Here is a 15,310-nt window from a genome sequence, read left to right on the forward strand (position 1 = left end):
AGCCAAAGGCGGAGGGATCCGCAGGTGGCACCCCCGATTTCGGCCGCCAATGTATACATAGTCGACAGTCGGGCCCCGCGGCTCGCCGCTGACAGCCGGGGGCGGACTCCCCCGGTACCGTAGAGACGTGGTCCGACCCCGCCCGCTTCCCGTCGACCCGCTCGCCGAGGCGAAGCGGCAGTGGATCGCGCACGGCTGGACCGAGGCCGCGGACGGCATGACGGTGGTCACCTCGGTGATGCGCGCCCAGCAGCTCCTCCTGGCCCGCGTCGACGCGGCCCTCAAGCCCTTCGCGCTGAGCTTCGCCCGCTACGAGGTGCTGCGGCTGCTCGCCTTCAGCCGCGCCGGACGCCTGCCGTTGTCGAGTGTCGTCGCGCGCCTGCAGGTCCACGCCACCACCATCACGAGCACCGCCGAGCGGCTCATGCGCGACGGCCTCGTCGTCCGCGAACCGCACCCGCACGACGGACGCGCGGCGATGCTCGCCCTCACCGACGACGGCCGCGATCTCGTCGAGCGCGCCACGACCGCCCTCAACGCCGACGTCTTCGCCGACCCCGGCATGAGCGAGGCCGACGCCGCCGAGCTCGTCGCCATCGTCGCCCGTCTGCGTCGTGACGCCGGCGACTTCATCGACCCGCGCCCCCTCCCCGAACCGCTCTGATGCCCCGGTTCGTGCTCGAGACCGTGATCGCGGCACCGCGCCCGCTGGTCTTCGCCGCCGCGCTGGACCCGGAACTGCATCTGCAGTCGATGGCGCGCTACGACGAGACGATGATCGAGGAGCCCGCGGGCGGCGCGTTCACCGAGGGGTCCACGGTCACCTGGCGCGCGCGGCACTTCGGCATCCCGTTCCGCCTGCGCTCCGTGGTGTTCGACATCGACGCGCCGCATCGGTTCACCGACCGTCAGATCGCCGGACCGTTCCGCGAGCTCCGGCACGAGCACGTGTTCGAGGAGCATCCGCGCGGCACCCTCATGCGTGACACGATCGTGTTCCGGTCGCCCTTCGGGCCCCTCGGCCGCGTCGTCGACGCCCTCGTGCTCGGCCGCTACATGGAGCGCCTGATCGGCGAACGCAACACCGCCCTGGTCGCCGCGATCGAGGATGGCGGGCGTACTCTTCCTGCATGAGCGAACTGCGCGTGCACACCGTCCTCACCGGTCGCGGCCCCGCCGCGGCGATCCTCCTCACCGACGAGCAGGTGGCGTCCTTCGGCGCCGGCAAGGCCTTCCCGGTCGCCGTCACGATCGGCGGGCGCACCGCGCGCCTGCGCCTGGCCCGCGTGGGCGGCGAGAACATGATCGGGCTCAGCAAGGCCGCCCGCGCGGACCTCGGTGTCGAGATCGATCAGGAGGTCGACGCCGTCATCCGGCTCGACACCGCGGAGCGGGTGGTCGAGGTGCCGCCAGCACTGGCCGCTGCCCTCGACGCCGATCCGGCCGTGCGCGCGGCGTTCGACGCCCTCTCCCCGTCGGCGCGCAAGGAGCACGCCAAGGCGGTCGCCGAGGCCAAGCAGGAGGCGACGCGCGAGCGCCGGATCGCGAAGATCGTGGAGTCCCTGCGCGGCTGACCCGTGCCCCGCGGTCAGCGGTTCTGGAAGTCCGGCGTGCGCTTCTCGCGGAAGGCCGCCATCCCCTCCTTCTGGTCGTGCGTGTCGAACAGCGCCGCGAATGCCTGCTTCTCGTGGGCGAGGCCCTCGGAGAGCGTCGTCTCCATGGCGGCATCGAGCGCGGCCTTGGCGGCGTAGACCGACGGCAGCGACTTCGACGCGATCGTCTCGGCCAGCGTCGTCGCCTCGGTGAGGAGATCCGCCGCGGGGACGACACGGGACACGAGTCCGGAGCGCTCGGCCTCCTCTGCCCCCATGAAGCGGCCGGACAGCACGAGCTCCGCCGCCTTGTAGTACCCCACCGCGCGGATGAGCCGCTGGGTGCCGCCCATGCCGGGGATCACTCCGAGGTTGATCTCGGGCTGTCCGAACTTCGCGGTGTCCGCGGCGAGGATGATGTCGCACATCATCGCCAACTCGCAGCCGCCGCCGAGCGCGAACCCGGAGACCGCCGCGATGACCGGGGTGCGCACGGCCGCGAAGTCGTGCCAGACGCCGAAGTGGTCGGTCTCGAGCATCTCCGCCGCGGACATGCCCTCCATCTCCTTGATGTCGGCGCCGGCCGCGAAGGCCTTCTCGGAGCCGGTCACGACGATGGCCCCGACGCCGTCATCCGCATCGAAGGCCTGCGCGGCCGCGGTGACCTCCTCGGCGAGCCGGCTGTTCAGCGCGTTGAGCGCCTCCGGTCGGTGGAGGGTGATCCAGCCCACCCGTCCGCGCTGCTCCACCAGGATCGTCTCGTACTCGGTCATCGCTCCCGCCTTCCTGTTGTCATCCACCCTCCCCTTCGAATCGCCCGATTTGCTGCATTTCGGCCGGATTTGCGACCATTCAGGCGATTCGAAAGCGGGAGTCAGCCGCGGATCTCCGTGATGATGCCGGAGAAGTCACGGGCGGCGCCGTCGCCGGCGGCGTAGGCGGCGTACAGCTCCTGCGCCAGACGACCCATCCGCGCGTCCGTCGAGGTCTGCTCGATGGCCTGCAGCGCGAGACCGAGGTCCTTCGCCATGAGGGCGCCCGCGAACCCCGGCTGGTAGTCCCGGTTCGCGGGGCTGGTGGGCACCGGACCGGGCACGGGGCAGTTCGTGGTGAGCGCCCAGCACTGCCCCGACGCCTGGGACACCACATCGAACAGGGCCTGATGCTCGAGCCCCAACCGCTCGCCCAGCACGAACGCCTCGGCGACGGCGATCTGCGACACCGCGAGCACCATGTTGTTGCAGACCTTCGCCGCCTGTCCGAGTCCCGGTCCGCCGCAGTGCACGATGCGCTTCCCCATGATCTCCAGCAGCGGCAGCGCCGCCGCGAAGTCGTCGTCGGAACCCCCGACCATGAACGCCAGGGTCCCGGCCTCCGCCCCGACCACACCTCCGGATACCGGAGCATCGATGTGCCGGTGGCCGGCGGCGAGCGCGAGCGCATGGGCGGCCCGCGCCTCGTCCACCGCGATGGTCGACGACTCGATGAACAGCGTCCCGGGGCGCGCGGCCGCCAGCAGCTCCGTGCGGTAGGCCTCGATGACGTGCTTCCCCGCCGGGAACATCGTCACCACGACCTCCGCGTCCGCCACCGCCTCCGCGCCGCTCGCCGCCACGGGGATCCCGGCCGCCCCGGCCGCCTCGATCGCCGCGGGTATGAGGTCGAAGCCGTGCACCTCGTGTCCGGCGGCGACGAGGTTCTTCGCCATCGGCAGCCCCATGTGCCCGAGCCCGAGGAAGGCGACGCGGGTCATGATGCGCTCCGCATCGACGTCGACCCCGCGGGTCGCAGCATCTCCCGGCCGACGATCAGGCGCATGATCTCGTTCGTCCCCTCGAGGATCTGGTGCACGCGGAGGTCGCGGACGATCTTCTCGATGCCGTAGTCCTGCAGGTAGCCGTAGCCGCCGTGCAGCTGGAGGGCGCGGTTGGCCACCTCGAAGCCGGCGTCGGTCGCGAAGCGCTTGGCCATCGCGCAGCGCATCGTCGCGTCCGGCGCCTTCTCGTCCACCGCCTGCGCGCCGTCGCGCACCATGAGCCGCGCGGCCTGCAGGTCGGTGCGCATGTCGGCGATCGCGAAGAGGATCGACTGCTTCTCCGCCAGCGGCTCCCCGAACGCGACGCGCTCGTGCACGTACTGCACGGCCTTGTCGAGCGCGGCCTGCGCGCCACCGAGAGAGCACGCCGCGATGTTGAGGCGGCCACCGTTGAGCGCCGACATCGCGATCGCGAAACCTCGTCCCTCGTCGCCGAGCATCGCGGACGCCGGCACCCGCACGCCGTCCATGATCACGGGCCGGGTGGGCTGCGCGTGCCACCCCATCTTCTTCTCCGGAGCACCGAAGCTCAGGTTCTCCGCGTCGCCGGGGACCAGGAAGGCGCTGATCCCGCGGGCTCCCGGCTCGCCGGTCCGCGCCATGACGACGTACACCGCGGCCTCACCGGCTCCGGAGATGAACTGCTTCACCCCGGTCAGCACGTACTCATCGCCCTCGCGGACGGCGCTGGTCGCGATGTTCGCCGCGTCGGATCCGGCCCCCGGCTCGGTGAGGCAGTAGCCGCCGAACTCCTGCATGGCGGTCAGCGACGGCAGCCAGCGCGACCGCTGCTCGTCGTCGCCGTAGGTGTCGATCATCCACACCACCATGTTGTGGATGGAGATGTAGGCGGCCACCGCGGGGTCGGCCTTGGCGAGCTCCTCGAAGATCGCGACGGTGTCGACGCGGGTGAGGCCCGTGCCGCCGAACTCCTCGCTCACGTAGATCCCGCCGAGGCCGAGCTCGCCGCCGCGCTGCAGCGACTCCCGCGGGAACAGGTGCTTCTCGTCGCGTTCCGCGGCGAACGGGGCGAGCTCCGCATCGGCGAACTCTCGCACGGCGTCGAGGATCGCCTCGCGCTCGTCATCGGTGGTGGTGACGGTGGTCATGGTCATCGCGTGTCCTTAGTGCATCGTGGGGATGACGAAGCTGGCGCCCTCGCGTATCCCCGACGGCCAGCGGCTCGTCACCGTCTTGGTCTTCGTGTAGAAGCGGAAGGCGTCGGCGCCGTGCTGGTTGAGGTCGCCGAAACCGCTGCGCTTCCAGCCGCCGAACGTGTAGTAGGCGATCGGCACCGGGATGGGCACGTTCACGCCCACCATCCCGACCTCCACGCGTGCGGCGAAGTCGCGGGCGGCGTCACCGTCGCGCGTGAAGATGGCGACGCCGTTGCCGTACTCGTGCTCGGAGGCCATGCGCAGCGCCTCTTCGTAGTCGGCGGCGCGGGCGATCACGAGCACCGGGCCGAAGATCTCCTCGCGGTAGATCGCCATGTCGGTCGTCACGTGATCGAACAGGGTCGGTCCGAGGTAGAAGCCCTCCTCGTGCCCGTCGACCGTGAAGCCGCGGCCGTCGGCGAGTAGCGTCGCGCCCTCGTCGATCCCCTGCTGGATGTAGCCCTCCACCCGCTCGACCGCTGCCCGCGTGACCAGGGGTCCGTAGTCGACGTCCGCCGCGAGGGAAGGGCCGACCCGCAGCTGAGCGACGCGTTCGGCGAGCTTGGCGGCGAGGGCGTCCGCGGTCTCCTCGCCGACCGGCACGGCGACCGAGATGGCCATGCACCGCTCCCCCGCGGAGCCGTAGCCGGCGCCGATGAGGGCGTCGACGGCCTGGTCGAGATCCGCGTCCGGCATCACGATCATGTGGTTCTTCGCGCCGCCGAAGCACTGCGCGCGCTTGCCGTGGGCGGCCGCGGTGGCGTAGATGTACTCGGCGATGGGCGTGGAGCCGACGAAACCGACCGCGCGGATCCGGTCGTCGGTGAGCAGCGTGTCGACCGCCTCCTTGTCGCCGTGCACCACGTTGAGGACGCCGGCCGGCAGCCCCGCTTCGAGGAAGAGCTCGGCGAGGCGCACCGGCACCGAGGGGTCGCGCTCGCTGGGCTTGAGCACCACGGCGTTGCCGGCGGCGAGCGCGGGCCCGGCCTTCCACAGGGGGATCATGGCGGGGAAGTTGAAGGGCGTGATCGCCGCGACGACCCCGAGCGGCTGCCGCATCGAGTACACGTCGATGCCCGCCCCGGCACCGGTGGAGTACTCGCCCTTGAGCAGGTGCGGGGCTCCGGCGGAGAACTCGATCACCTCGAGGCCTCGCTGGATGTCACCCTTGGCGTCGTCGACGGTCTTGCCGTGCTCGCTCGCGAGGAGTTCGGCGAGCGAGGTCATCTCCTGCTGCACGAGGTCGAGGAACCGCAGGAGGACGCGGGCGCGCTTCTGCGGGTTGGTCGCCGCCCACGCGGCCTGAGCCTGCTCCGCGTTCCCGATGACGCGGCGCACCTCCTCCGCGGACGCGAGCGGCACCCGGGCCTGCACGGCTCCGGTGCTCGGGTCGAAGACGTCGGCGAAGCGTCCGTCTTCCGGGGTGACATGCGTTCCGCCCACGAAGTGCGGGATAGTACGGGTCATTGTGCGACATCCCTCCGTGCCCTCTTTGGCACATCGGCGAGTTTACTCCGACTACCGTGAAAATACGAGGACGTCCTTGTATCTTGCGGCGCCCCGCGTTCGGATGCCGCCGTCGCCCGTTCTCCGGCCGTTCACCCGCCGGACATCCAGGCCGATTACAACTGCAGATGCACGGCACAGACTCAGACCGGATCGGGTAGTCGCGTCTCCCGTGCACACGGTGAGCACTCTCGCTCCCGAGACCCCCGCCGAATCGGGTCGGCGGGGGTCTTCTTCTTCCCTTCGAATCGCTTGCTTTGCTCCATTTCGGCCGGGGATGGAGCACAGTGCGCGATTCGAACCGGGGCTGTGGAAACCGACCCCGCCCCGACCGCCGGGGTGGGAGCGTGGGGGCATGGGACGACGACAGCAGCTTCCGGCCCGCTTCGAGGCGGACTTCGCGGTCCGGACGGCGCGACTGCACGGCCTGAGTCGCGGACGGCTGCGCGGATCCGACCTCCAGGCTCCGTTCCACGGGGTCCGCGTGTACCCCCGCCCGGCTCCCGGGCTCGACATCGCAGACCCGTACGAGCGGCAGCGGCACGCGCGGGTCGCACGAGCGCAGTCCTATGCCCCGATCCTGCACACCGGACACTTCTTCAGTCACGAGACGGCCGTGTCGATCTGGGGAGGCCCCCTGCCGCTCGCCTTCGACGATCACGGGGGCATCGCGACGGCGGACGACCTCGCCCTCCACGTCAGTGCGTCCGGCGGGATCCCGTTCCCCCGCGCCCGCGGCGTGACCGGGCACCGCACGCTGTCCAGCCTCACCTCGATCCGCTATCGGGACGGCCTCCGGGTGAGCTCCCCCGCCGCGACTTGGGTCTCCCTCGGCACGCTGCCGCTGGTGGACCTCGTGGCCCTCGGCGACTACTTCTGCCGGCGCTGGAGACCGGGTGTCGGGCGGCCGGATGTCACGCGGCAGCCCTGGGCGACGATCGATGAGCTGCGGGAGATGCTGGCGGCTGGGCGGAGGCGCGGGGCGGCACGGTTGCGGGAGGCGGTCGAGCTCGTGCGGGAGGACTCGTGGTCGCCGCGGGAGAGCCGGCTGCGGTGCCTCCTGGTCGCGGCCGGGATCCCGGAGCCTCAACTCAACGTGGACGTGTTCGACGACCGAGGTCGCTTCCTGGCCTGCGTCGACATGGTCTGGGAGGCCGAACGCGTCGCGGCGGAGTACCACGGCATGGTGCACGGCGCGCAGTGGGCACGGGATATCGAGCGGGTCGCGGCGCTGCGGGCTGCCGGGTGGACGGTGATCGAGGTCACCGCACCCCTCCTCCACAGACCGGGGGAACTGATCCGCCGTGTGGCGTCTGCCCTGGGGCGGTGACCCCGCGTTCGAATCGCGCGAATGGCGGCATCCGGGCCGGATTTACAGCCAATCGCGCGACTCGAACGGGAACTAGAATCGACCAGGCGCCGCGACCCTGGCGCCGCCACCCCGCGTCCGCACCCCGACGCCGCTCACCCCCGAGGACCGCACCATGTCCGCATCCGCGCCCGTCTCCGAACCCGTCACCGTCTCCATCCGCCGCGAGGTCGACCCGGAGCGCATCGCCGAGGCCACCGCGTGGGTGCAGACCGGGGTGAACCTCGCGACGAAGTACCCGGGATTCCTCGGCTCCGGCTGGGTCCGCGCCGGCGAGGACTCCCAGGTCTGGCACATGCTCTACCGCTTCGCGAGCGAGGACGCGCTCACCGCGTGGGAGCAGTCCGGGGAACGCGCGTGGTGGCTGTCGATGGGCCAGGGCTTCGTCCGCAGCGAGCGGTCCAAGCGCCGCTCCGGCATCGAGGGCTGGTTCGACGAGCCGTCCACGGGATCCATCCCCGTCGTCGACCCGGACGGCACGACCAGCACCGTGACCGTCGCCCCCGCGCCGCCGCGGTGGAAGCAGGCCGTCTCGATCTGGCTCGGCTTCTTCCCCGTGAACCTCGCGTTCACCTACGCTATGAGCCCGGTGCCGGGATGGGACGCCGTGCCGCTGTGGCTCCGCGTGCTCATCACCACCCTCGTGCTCACGCCGATCATGACGTACTGGGTGCTGCCGTTCGTCACGCGCTCCCTGCGGAACTGGCTCGCCCGCTAGCGCCGCCCCTCAGGAGCCGGACTCCGCGCCCGGGGTGACACCCTTCTTCGCCGGTTCCACGAGCGAGAGCGGATCGGCGATGTCCTCCAGCGACTTCCCGGCGGCACTGACGCCGAAGACGCCGCACACGACACCGCCGAACATCATGATGGCCGCACCGAGCACGTAGCCCCAGAACAGCGGACCGCGGTCGCCGGACTCCGCGCTCGCACCGATCAGCGCGCCGTAGAGCACCGGGGCGACGGCGCCGACGAGCTGCCCGATCGAGAAGACGTAGGAGATCACCTGGCTGCGCAGTTCGAGCGGGAAGATCTCGCTCACCGTCAGATACGCGGCGGACGCGCCGGCCGAGGCGAAGAAGAACGACGCACACCAGAACGCCGTGTGCGTGCCCGCGTTCAGCACCCCCGCGTTGAAGAGGAAGGCGCTGACGAGCAGGATCAGTCCCGCGAGCACGTAGGTGCCGAACAGCATCCGCCGACGACCCCACGTGTCGAAGAAGTGGCCGAGGATGAGGGCGCCGGCGAGGTTGCCCACCGCGAAGACGATGAAGTACTGCGACGCGGATGCCGGCGGGGTGTCGTAGAAGTTCTCCAGCACGAGCGCGTACGTGAAGAAGATCGCGTTGTAGAGGAAGGACTGCGTGACCATCATCGTGATGCCGACGAGCGTGCGCCGCGGGTACTTCTTAAACAGCACCTTCGCGATCACGAGGAACGGGACGCTGCCGTATTCCTTGACCGTGATGGCCTTGCTCTCGTCGACGGGCTCGATCGTCTTGCCCTCCTTGCGGATGCGCTCCTCGATCTCGTCGACGTTGCGTTCCGCCTCCTCCTCGCGGCCGTGCGTCATCTGCCAGCGCGGGCTCTCCGGGATGTGCCGTCGCAGCCAGATGATGAGGAGGCCGAGGATCGGGCCGAGGAAGAAGCTCAGCCGCCAGCCGATGTCGGCGGGCAGGATGTCGGTGTTGAGGAAGAACATGTTGGCGATGGCGCCGAGGGCCGCACCGCCCCAGTAGGTGCCGTTGATGGCGATGTCGACCCGGCCGCGGTACTTCGCGGGGATGATCTCGTCGATGGCCGAGTTGATGGCCGCGTACTCGCCGCCGATGCCCGCCCCGGCGACGAAGCGCCAGATGTAGAAGAACCAGGGGGCGAACGCGAGCCCGGCGACGGCCGACCCGACGAGGTACACCCCGAGCGAGAGCAGGAAGAGGTTCTTGCGGCCGAGGCGGTCGGCGAGACGGCCGAATACGAGGGCGCCGAACACCTGGCCCAGCAGGTAGCAGGTGCCGGCGAGGCCGACCTCGGCCGGGCCCATCCCCAGCGTCTGCGCGTAGCCGTTGGCCGCGACGATCTGCACCTCGAGGCCGTCGAGGATCCAGGAGAACCCGAGTCCGACGACGATCATCCAGTGGAAGCGCGACCAGGGGAGCCGGTCGATGCGCGCGGGGACGAGCGACCGGACCTCCTTGACGGTGACGTCGGACGCGGACATGGGGGCCTCCTTCTCGCGGGACACGCTTTCATCCCGGATCCGGTTTACTCCTCCCGGAAATCCGCCGCATCCGCTTGACCCGGGGCCGTCGGCACGCTACCGCTTCGAATCGCGCGAATGGCTCCATCCCGGGCGAGAATGGAGCCAATCAGGCGATTCGAACGGAACGGGGTCAGCGGGCGACGTGCCGCTCGTCGGGGCCGTCGTAGTGCGACAGCGGGCGGATCAGGGCGTTCGCGCCGGCCTGCTCGATGACGTGGGCCGTCCACCCTGTCACGCGTGCCGCGACGAACAGCGGCGTGAAGGTGAGGGTGTCGAAGCCGATGAGGCTGTATGCGGGACCGGACGGGTAGTCGAGGTTCGGGTGGATCCCCTTGCGCTCGACGAACTGCGACTCCAGGGCGTCGTACAGCGCGGCGACGTCCTCCCGGCCGTAGTGCGCGACGAGGGTGTCCAGCGCGGCCTTCATCGTCGGCACGCGGGAGTCGCCGTTCTTGTAGACGCGGTGCCCGAAGCCCATGATCTTGCGCTTCTCCGCGAGGGCCTTGTCGAGCCAGGCCTCGACGGCGTCCGCCGAGCCGATCTCCTTGAAGATGTGCAGCACCGCCTCGTTCGCCCCGCCGTGCAGCGGGCCCTTGAGCGCGCCGATGGCGCCGACGACCGCCGAGTAGATGTCGCTGAGGGTCGAGGTGATGACCCGGGCGGTGAAGGTCGAGGCGTTGAAGGAGTGCTCGGCGTAGAGGATCATCGACCGGTTGAACGCGTCGACCACGACATCGTCGGCCTCCTCCCCGAAGGTCATCCAGAGGAAGTTCGCCGAGTAGTCGAGGTCGTCGCGCGGAGCGATGAGCTCCTGGCCGCGACGGCGTCGCTGGCCGTAGGCCACGATGGCAGGCAGCGCGGCGAACAGGCGGATGCTGCGCGCCAGGTTCTGCTCCGGGCTGCCACCGGCGTCGAGCACGGAACCGCCGGCCTCGGGGTCGGATGCGCCGATCAGGCTCACGGCGGTGCGCACCTCGTCCATCGGGTGCGCCTCGAGCGGCACGAGGTCGATGGCGGCCTTCACGTTGTCGGCCAGGGCGCGGTGCTTCCGCTCCTCCAGCCGGAACGCGGCGAGCTCGTCGTCCGTCGGCAGCTCGCCGTTCCACAGCAAGTACGCCACGGCCTCGAAGGACTGCGTGTCCGCGAGCTCCTGCACGGGATAGCCGCGGTAGAGCAGGCTGTTCGTCTCGGGGTTGACCTTCGAGATCGCCGTCGTGTCGACGACGACCCCCGCGAGGCCCTTCTTGATGTCCGGCTCGGTCATGGTCACTCCTTCGTGTACTTCGACTCGTCGCTGCGCTCCTCGCTCAGCAACCGCGTCGTGTGTCCGCTTCGCTGCGCTCAGCGACCGGTGTTGTCGAGTGTGAAGTTGAAGACGCCCGAGTCGAAGTGGTTGTACGACTCGTAGTCGATCAGCTCGTAGAGGTCGGCGCGGTGCTGCATCTCCCCGAGCTTCGAGGTCAGGTGCCCCTCGTCGTTCAGCGTATCGAGCGCACGGCCCGCCGCCCCCATCGCGATCCGCAGCAGTGACACCGGCCAGATGACCATGCGCACCCCGGCATCGCGGAGAGCGTCGACGGAGAACAGCTCGCTCTTGCCGAACTCGGTCATGTTCGCGAGGATCGGCACGTCCAGCGCCGCGGCCATGGCCTCGAACTCGCCGATCGTGCGCATCGCCTCGGGGAAGATCGCGTCCGCCCCCGCGTCGACGAGCGCCTTGGCCCGGTCGATCGCCGCGTCCAGCCCCTCGATCGCACGGATGTCGGTACGCGCCATGATCAGGAAGTTCTCGTCGCGGCGGGCGTCGGCGGCCGCGCGGATCCGCTTGATCGCGGTGTCCTCGTCCACCACGGCCTTGCCGTCGAGGTGTCCGCAGCGCTTCGGGTTGATCTGGTCCTCGATGTGGGTGCCGGCGAGGCCCGCGTCTTCGAGCTCCTGGATCGTGCGGGCGACGTTCATCGGCTCACCGAAGCCGGTGTCGGCGTCGACGATCGCGGGCAGCTCGGTCATGCGGGCGATCTGCTTCGCGCGCCCGGCGACCTCGGTGAGCGTGGTGAGGCCGATGTCCGGCAGCCCGAGGTCCGCGGAGAGCACGGCGCCCGAGATGTAGACGCCCTCGAACCCCTTCTCCTCGATGAGCCGGGCGCTCAGCGGGTTGAACGCGCCGGGGAACCGCAGCAGCTCCCCCGAGGCGAGCCGCTCCCGGAACAGGCGCCGCTTCTCGGCGGGCGTCGTGGTGGAGTACAGCATCAGAACAGGCCCGTCGGGGCGTCGGCGTCGTCGAGCAGACCCGGCTTCGCGACGATCGAGAGCTCGGCGACCTCGGCGGCCGTGAGCTCGGGCAGGCGCTGCACGAGCTCGAGGAACCGCTCGATCTCGGCGGGCTCGAGCACGGGCTCCGCGAGCAGGCGGAACTTGGCGATGTAGTTCTCCCGCGCGAACGGGCGCGCGCCGAGGGGGTGGGCGTCGGCGACGGCGATCTCGTCGACCACGGTCGAGCCGTCGGTGAGGCGGATCTCGACGCGACCGCCGAAGGCCTTCTCGTCCGGGTCCTCCGAGTGGTAGCGGCGGGTCCACTCCGCGTCCTCGGCCGTGGTGATCTTGTGCCACAGCGCGACGGTGTCGGCGCGACCTGCGCGCTCCGGCGTGTAGGAGTCGACGTGGTGCCAGCCGCCGTCCTGCAGCGCCACCGCGAAGATGTACGGGATGGAGTGGTCGAGCGTCTCGCGGGAGGCCGTCGGGTCGTACTTCTGCGGGTCGTTCGCGCCCGAGCCGATCACGTAGTGGGTGTGGTGGCTGGTGTGCAGCACGATCGACGCGATGTTCGCGGGGTCGCGGAGGGCCGGGTTCGCGGTGCCGAGCTTGCGGGCGAGGTCGATCCACGCCTGCGCCTGGTACTCCGCGGAGTGCTCCTTCGTGTACGAGTCGAGGATCGCGCGCTTGGCCTCGCCGGCGGCGGGCAGCGGCACCTCGTAGGCCGCGTCCTTGCCGTCGAGCATCCAGGCGATCACGCCGTCCTCGCCTTCGTAGATCGGCGCGGGGCTCGTCTGTCCGCGCATCGCCCGGTCGACCGCCTCGACGGCCATCTTCCCGGCGAAGGCCGGGGCGTGCGCCTTCCAGGTGGAGATCTCGCCCTTGCGGCTCTGGCGCGTGGCGGTCGTGGTGTGCAGCGCCTGTCCGACCGCCTGGTAGATCGTCTCGACGTCGAGGCCGAGGAGCGTGCCGATACCGGCGGCGGCGGACGGGCCGAGGTGCGCGACGTGATCGATCTTGTGCTTGTGCAGGCAGATCGCGCGCACGAGGTCCATCTGGATCTCGTACCCGGTGGCGATGCCGCGCACGAGCGCGCGCCCGTCCTTGCCGGTGTGCTGCGCGACCGCGAGGATCGGCGGGATGTTGTCGCCCGGGTGCGAGTACTCGGCGGCGAGGAACGTGTCGTGGTAGTCGAGCTCGCGCACGGCCACGCCGTTCGCCCAGGCCGCCCACTCCGGGCTGGTGCGGCGGTCGAGCGGCGTTCCGAACAGGTTGGCGCCGGCCCCGCCCGTCGAGACGGGGTGGCTGAACGCCTGCGCGCGGGCGGCGACGATCGGCGCGCGGGTGAGAGAGGCGGCGGCGACGGCGGCGTTGTCGATGATGCGGTTGATGATCATGTCGACGACGGGCTGCTCGACCTCGACCTGGTCGACCGCGACCTCGGCGATCTTCCAGGCGAGCTGATCCTCGCGGACGAGGTTCTCGGAGCTGGCGTGCACGCGGACGTGGTGGGTGACGGTCATGAGTGTCCTTCGCTGTCGGGGAGGGAGTCGAGGATGCCGGTGAGCGCGTTGTGCAGGTGCACGTGCGTGGCATGGGCGGCGAGGTCGCCGTCGCGGGCGGCGAGCGCCTCGGCGATCGTGCGGTGCTCGGCGGCGGAGGCGGCGAGCCGGGCGGGCTTGTCCCGCGCCATGCGCCGCACGCGGACGAGGTGGGTGCGGACCGTGCGCAGCGCCGCAGCGATGTAGTCGTTGGCGACGGCGTCGTCGAGGGCCGCATCGAATCGCGCGATCAGGGCGTAGTAGGCGTCGCGGCCCTCCGCCCTGGTGAGGTCCACGTGCGCGAACTCCGCGGCGAGCGCGGCGAACCGGTCGGCGTCACCCCGGACGGCCGCCAGCCGGGCGGAGGTCTCCTCCAGCGCGCGACGGATCTCGAACAGGGACCGGATGTCGTCGGCGTCGAGGTCGGCGACCACGGTGACGCGAGGCGACTGCTGCACGACCAGACCGTCGGCGGCCAGGCGACGCAGAGCCTCCCGCAGCGGCGTCCGGCTCACACCGAGGCGCTCGGCCTGCTCCACCTCGCCGAGCACGTACCCGGCCGGCAGCTCCCCGGACTGGATGCCGTCGAGGAGCGCCGCATAGGCGCGATCGCCCATGGACGTGCGCTCGACAGGGAGGACCATTCCGCCAGTGTATACATAAACGGCGCTTCGCGGTCGACTTCTCGAGCGCGAGCGGTCGATTCGTATACATAGCCTCCCCCGCCCCCTTCCTCATCCGGGCACAGCTTCGGAGATCGGCCGGGACACGCCGCACCGCGGGGCCGGAGGCCGGCGTGTCGGCTCCGATCTCCGAAGTTGTGCGCGCGAGTGGGCTCAGGCGGCAGGACGGGGCTCGCCGAGCTTCACCACGACCACGCCGGCGAGGACGAGCACGCCCCCGAGGGCCTGCAGCGGGCCGGGGAGCTGTCCGAGCAGGAGCCAGCCGAAGAGCAGAGCCGCCACGACCTCGGCGAGCGCGACGAACGAGGCCAACCGGGAGCCGAGCATCCGTGTCGAGACGATGCCGAGCACGTACGCGAGAGCCGTGGCGATCACGCCGATCACGAGAACCGGCACGAACCACGGCACCGCGCCGAACCGGTACTCGACGTCGGCCGTCGTCCACGCGAACGGCAGCACGCCGATGAGCGCGGCGAGGCTCAGACCCACGGCACCGAGCAGCAGCCCACTGCCCGCGAGGGCGATCGGCGGGATCCCGGTGTCCGCCCGCGCGGACAGCACGAAGTAGCTCGCGGCACCCACCATCGCCCCGAGCGCCCAGAGGACACCGACCACGTCCACCCGCGCCCCGGTGACGATGTCGAGCATGAGGACGAGCCCGACGAAGGCGATGCCCGCACCGAGGATGCTGCGCCGGGTGGGACGCTCGCCCCGGCGCAGCCACAGCCAGAGGAGCACCGCGACCGGGGCGGTGTACTCGATGAGCAGCGCGATCCCGACGTCCATCACCGCGACGGCCTGGAAGTAGCAGAGCTGGGTGGCCGCGACCGCGAGGAGGCCGTAGGCGGCGACCATCCCCGCGTTCTGCCGGAGAGCACGCCACCGCCCGCGGAGCGCGAGGACCGTGGGGACGAGCAGCACGAGCGCCGCGACCCAGACCCGCACAGTGACGGCGGCCCCCGGCGTCCACCCCGCATCGATGAGTCCGCGCGCCCACGCCCCGGAGGAGCCGAACGCGAAGGCGGCGGCGACAGCGAGCGGCAGGCCGAGGCGCACCCCGGTCCGGGTGCGCGGAGTGTCATCAGCCACCGTGCTCATGAGGGATGACGCTACGCCGGCGGGAGTAAGCTGTCAAC

15 protein-coding genes are annotated in these 15,310 nt (G+C 70.7%); 5 read left to right on the forward strand and 10 right to left on the reverse strand.

Annotated elements, in window-relative coordinates; genetic code table 11:
• Positions 1–127 precede the first annotated feature (127 nt).
• The 3 genes from B7W94_RS06825 to B7W94_RS06835 are packed head-to-tail and all read left to right on the forward strand — an operon-like array spanning position 128 to position 1,574.
• Positions 128–664, forward strand: coding sequence for a MarR family winged helix-turn-helix transcriptional regulator (locus B7W94_RS06825; RefSeq protein ID WP_085605486.1), 537 nt, complete (start codon positions 128–130; stop codon positions 662–664).
• A complete protein-coding gene (locus B7W94_RS06830; protein WP_085605487.1) occupies positions 664–1,134 on the forward strand; it encodes an SRPBCC family protein in 471 nt (156 codons plus the stop codon). The genes B7W94_RS06825 and B7W94_RS06830 overlap by 1 nt, the downstream gene beginning before the upstream one ends.
• Positions 1,131–1,574: a YdeI/OmpD-associated family protein gene (locus B7W94_RS06835; protein ID WP_085605489.1), complete on the forward strand. Its 444-nt coding sequence runs from the start codon at positions 1,131–1,133 to the stop codon at positions 1,572–1,574. The genes B7W94_RS06830 and B7W94_RS06835 overlap by 4 nt, the downstream gene beginning before the upstream one ends.
• Positions 1,575–1,588: 14 nt before the next feature.
• Here B7W94_RS06835 and B7W94_RS06840 read toward each other — a convergent pair whose 3' ends face one another.
• The 4 genes from B7W94_RS06840 to B7W94_RS06855 all read right to left on the reverse strand — a co-directional run bounded on the left by B7W94_RS06840 (position 1,589) and on the right by B7W94_RS06855 (position 6,032).
• On the reverse strand, positions 1,589–2,365 hold the full coding sequence (locus B7W94_RS06840; protein ID WP_085605491.1) for an enoyl-CoA hydratase: 777 nt from the start codon (positions 2,363–2,365) through the stop codon (positions 1,589–1,591).
• Between the two features lie 101 nt (positions 2,366–2,466).
• Positions 2,467–3,345, reverse strand: coding sequence for a 3-hydroxyisobutyrate dehydrogenase (gene mmsB / locus B7W94_RS06845; protein ID WP_085605493.1), 879 nt, complete (start codon positions 3,343–3,345; stop codon positions 2,467–2,469).
• A complete protein-coding gene (locus B7W94_RS06850) occupies positions 3,342–4,523 on the reverse strand; it encodes an acyl-CoA dehydrogenase family protein (RefSeq protein WP_025105413.1) in 1,182 nt (393 codons plus the stop codon). The genes mmsB and B7W94_RS06850 overlap by 4 nt, the downstream gene beginning before the upstream one ends.
• 9 nt (positions 4,524–4,532) lie before the next feature.
• Positions 4,533–6,032, reverse strand: coding sequence for a CoA-acylating methylmalonate-semialdehyde dehydrogenase (locus tag B7W94_RS06855; protein WP_025105412.1), 1,500 nt, complete (start codon positions 6,030–6,032; stop codon positions 4,533–4,535).
• A gap of 394 nt (positions 6,033–6,426) precedes the next feature.
• Between B7W94_RS06855 and B7W94_RS06860 the strand changes: the two genes are divergently transcribed.
• Together B7W94_RS06860 and B7W94_RS06865 are read left to right on the forward strand one after the other, a co-directional pair.
• Positions 6,427–7,401, forward strand: a complete 975-nt coding sequence (locus tag B7W94_RS06860; protein ID WP_085605495.1) for a hypothetical protein — start codon at positions 6,427–6,429, stop codon at positions 7,399–7,401.
• Between the two features lie 154 nt (positions 7,402–7,555).
• A complete protein-coding gene (locus B7W94_RS06865) occupies positions 7,556–8,158 on the forward strand; it encodes an antibiotic biosynthesis monooxygenase (protein ID WP_062765537.1) in 603 nt (200 codons plus the stop codon).
• A gap of 9 nt (positions 8,159–8,167) precedes the next feature.
• Here B7W94_RS06865 and B7W94_RS06870 read toward each other — a convergent pair whose 3' ends face one another.
• From B7W94_RS06870 to B7W94_RS06895, 6 genes are all read right to left on the reverse strand, one after another.
• Complete coding sequence (locus tag B7W94_RS06870; RefSeq protein ID WP_085605497.1) at positions 8,168–9,655, reverse strand: MFS transporter; 1,488 nt, start codon at positions 9,653–9,655, stop codon at positions 8,168–8,170.
• Positions 9,656–9,827: 172 nt separating this feature from the next.
• The gene (locus B7W94_RS06875) at positions 9,828–10,961 is read right to left on the reverse strand and encodes a bifunctional 2-methylcitrate synthase/citrate synthase (protein WP_085605499.1); all 1,134 of its coding nucleotides are present in this window, start codon (positions 10,959–10,961) and stop codon (positions 9,828–9,830) included.
• Between the two features lie 77 nt (positions 10,962–11,038).
• Positions 11,039–11,947: a methylisocitrate lyase gene (gene prpB / locus B7W94_RS06880; protein WP_085605501.1), complete on the reverse strand. Its 909-nt coding sequence runs from the start codon at positions 11,945–11,947 to the stop codon at positions 11,039–11,041.
• On the reverse strand, positions 11,947–13,473 hold the full coding sequence (locus tag B7W94_RS06885; RefSeq protein WP_085605503.1) for an MmgE/PrpD family protein: 1,527 nt from the start codon (positions 13,471–13,473) through the stop codon (positions 11,947–11,949). Before B7W94_RS06885 ends, prpB begins: the two co-directional genes overlap by 1 nt.
• Entirely contained in the window at positions 13,470–14,135 is a 666-nt protein-coding gene (locus tag B7W94_RS06890) for a GntR family transcriptional regulator (RefSeq protein WP_025105405.1), read from the reverse strand. The genes B7W94_RS06885 and B7W94_RS06890 overlap by 4 nt, the downstream gene beginning before the upstream one ends.
• Positions 14,136–14,327: 192 nt before the next feature.
• Complete coding sequence (locus B7W94_RS06895) at positions 14,328–15,272, reverse strand: EamA family transporter (RefSeq protein WP_085605505.1); 945 nt, start codon at positions 15,270–15,272, stop codon at positions 14,328–14,330.
• Between the last annotated feature and the right edge of the window lie 38 nt (positions 15,273–15,310).

This window comes from Microbacterium sp. LEMMJ01, assembly GCF_002114135.1.
Lineage (GTDB): Bacteria > Actinomycetota > Actinomycetes > Actinomycetales > Microbacteriaceae > Microbacterium.

Excerpts from the sequence above, each read along its gene's own strand:
- B7W94_RS06875 (WP_085605499.1), bottom strand. The coding sequence starts at position 10,961 with ATGACCGAGCCGGACATCAAGAAGGGCCTCGCGGGGGTCGTCGTCGAC.
- B7W94_RS06860 (WP_085605495.1), top strand. The coding sequence starts at position 6,427 with ATGGGACGACGACAGCAGCTTCCGGCCCGCTTCGAGGCGGACTTCGCG.
- B7W94_RS06865 (WP_062765537.1), top strand. The coding sequence starts at position 7,556 with ATGTCCGCATCCGCGCCCGTCTCCGAACCCGTCACCGTCTCCATCCGC.
- B7W94_RS06885 (WP_085605503.1), bottom strand. The coding sequence starts at position 13,473 with ATGACCGTCACCCACCACGTCCGCGTGCACGCCAGCTCCGAGAACCTC.
- B7W94_RS06855 (WP_025105412.1), bottom strand. The coding sequence starts at position 6,032 with ATGACCCGTACTATCCCGCACTTCGTGGGCGGAACGCATGTCACCCCG.
- B7W94_RS06830 (WP_085605487.1), top strand. The coding sequence starts at position 664 with ATGCCCCGGTTCGTGCTCGAGACCGTGATCGCGGCACCGCGCCCGCTG.
- B7W94_RS06870 (WP_085605497.1), bottom strand. The coding sequence starts at position 9,655 with ATGTCCGCGTCCGACGTCACCGTCAAGGAGGTCCGGTCGCTCGTCCCC.
- mmsB (WP_085605493.1), bottom strand. The coding sequence starts at position 3,345 with ATGACCCGCGTCGCCTTCCTCGGGCTCGGGCACATGGGGCTGCCGATG.
- B7W94_RS06835 (WP_085605489.1), top strand. The coding sequence starts at position 1,131 with ATGAGCGAACTGCGCGTGCACACCGTCCTCACCGGTCGCGGCCCCGCC.
- B7W94_RS06850 (WP_025105413.1), bottom strand. The coding sequence starts at position 4,523 with ATGACCATGACCACCGTCACCACCACCGATGACGAGCGCGAGGCGATC.
- B7W94_RS06840 (WP_085605491.1), bottom strand. The coding sequence starts at position 2,365 with ATGACCGAGTACGAGACGATCCTGGTGGAGCAGCGCGGACGGGTGGGC.
- prpB (WP_085605501.1), bottom strand. The coding sequence starts at position 11,947 with ATGCTGTACTCCACCACGACGCCCGCCGAGAAGCGGCGCCTGTTCCGG.
- B7W94_RS06895 (WP_085605505.1), bottom strand. The coding sequence starts at position 15,272 with ATGAGCACGGTGGCTGATGACACTCCGCGCACCCGGACCGGGGTGCGC.
- B7W94_RS06890 (WP_025105405.1), bottom strand. The coding sequence starts at position 14,135 with ATGGTCCTCCCTGTCGAGCGCACGTCCATGGGCGATCGCGCCTATGCG.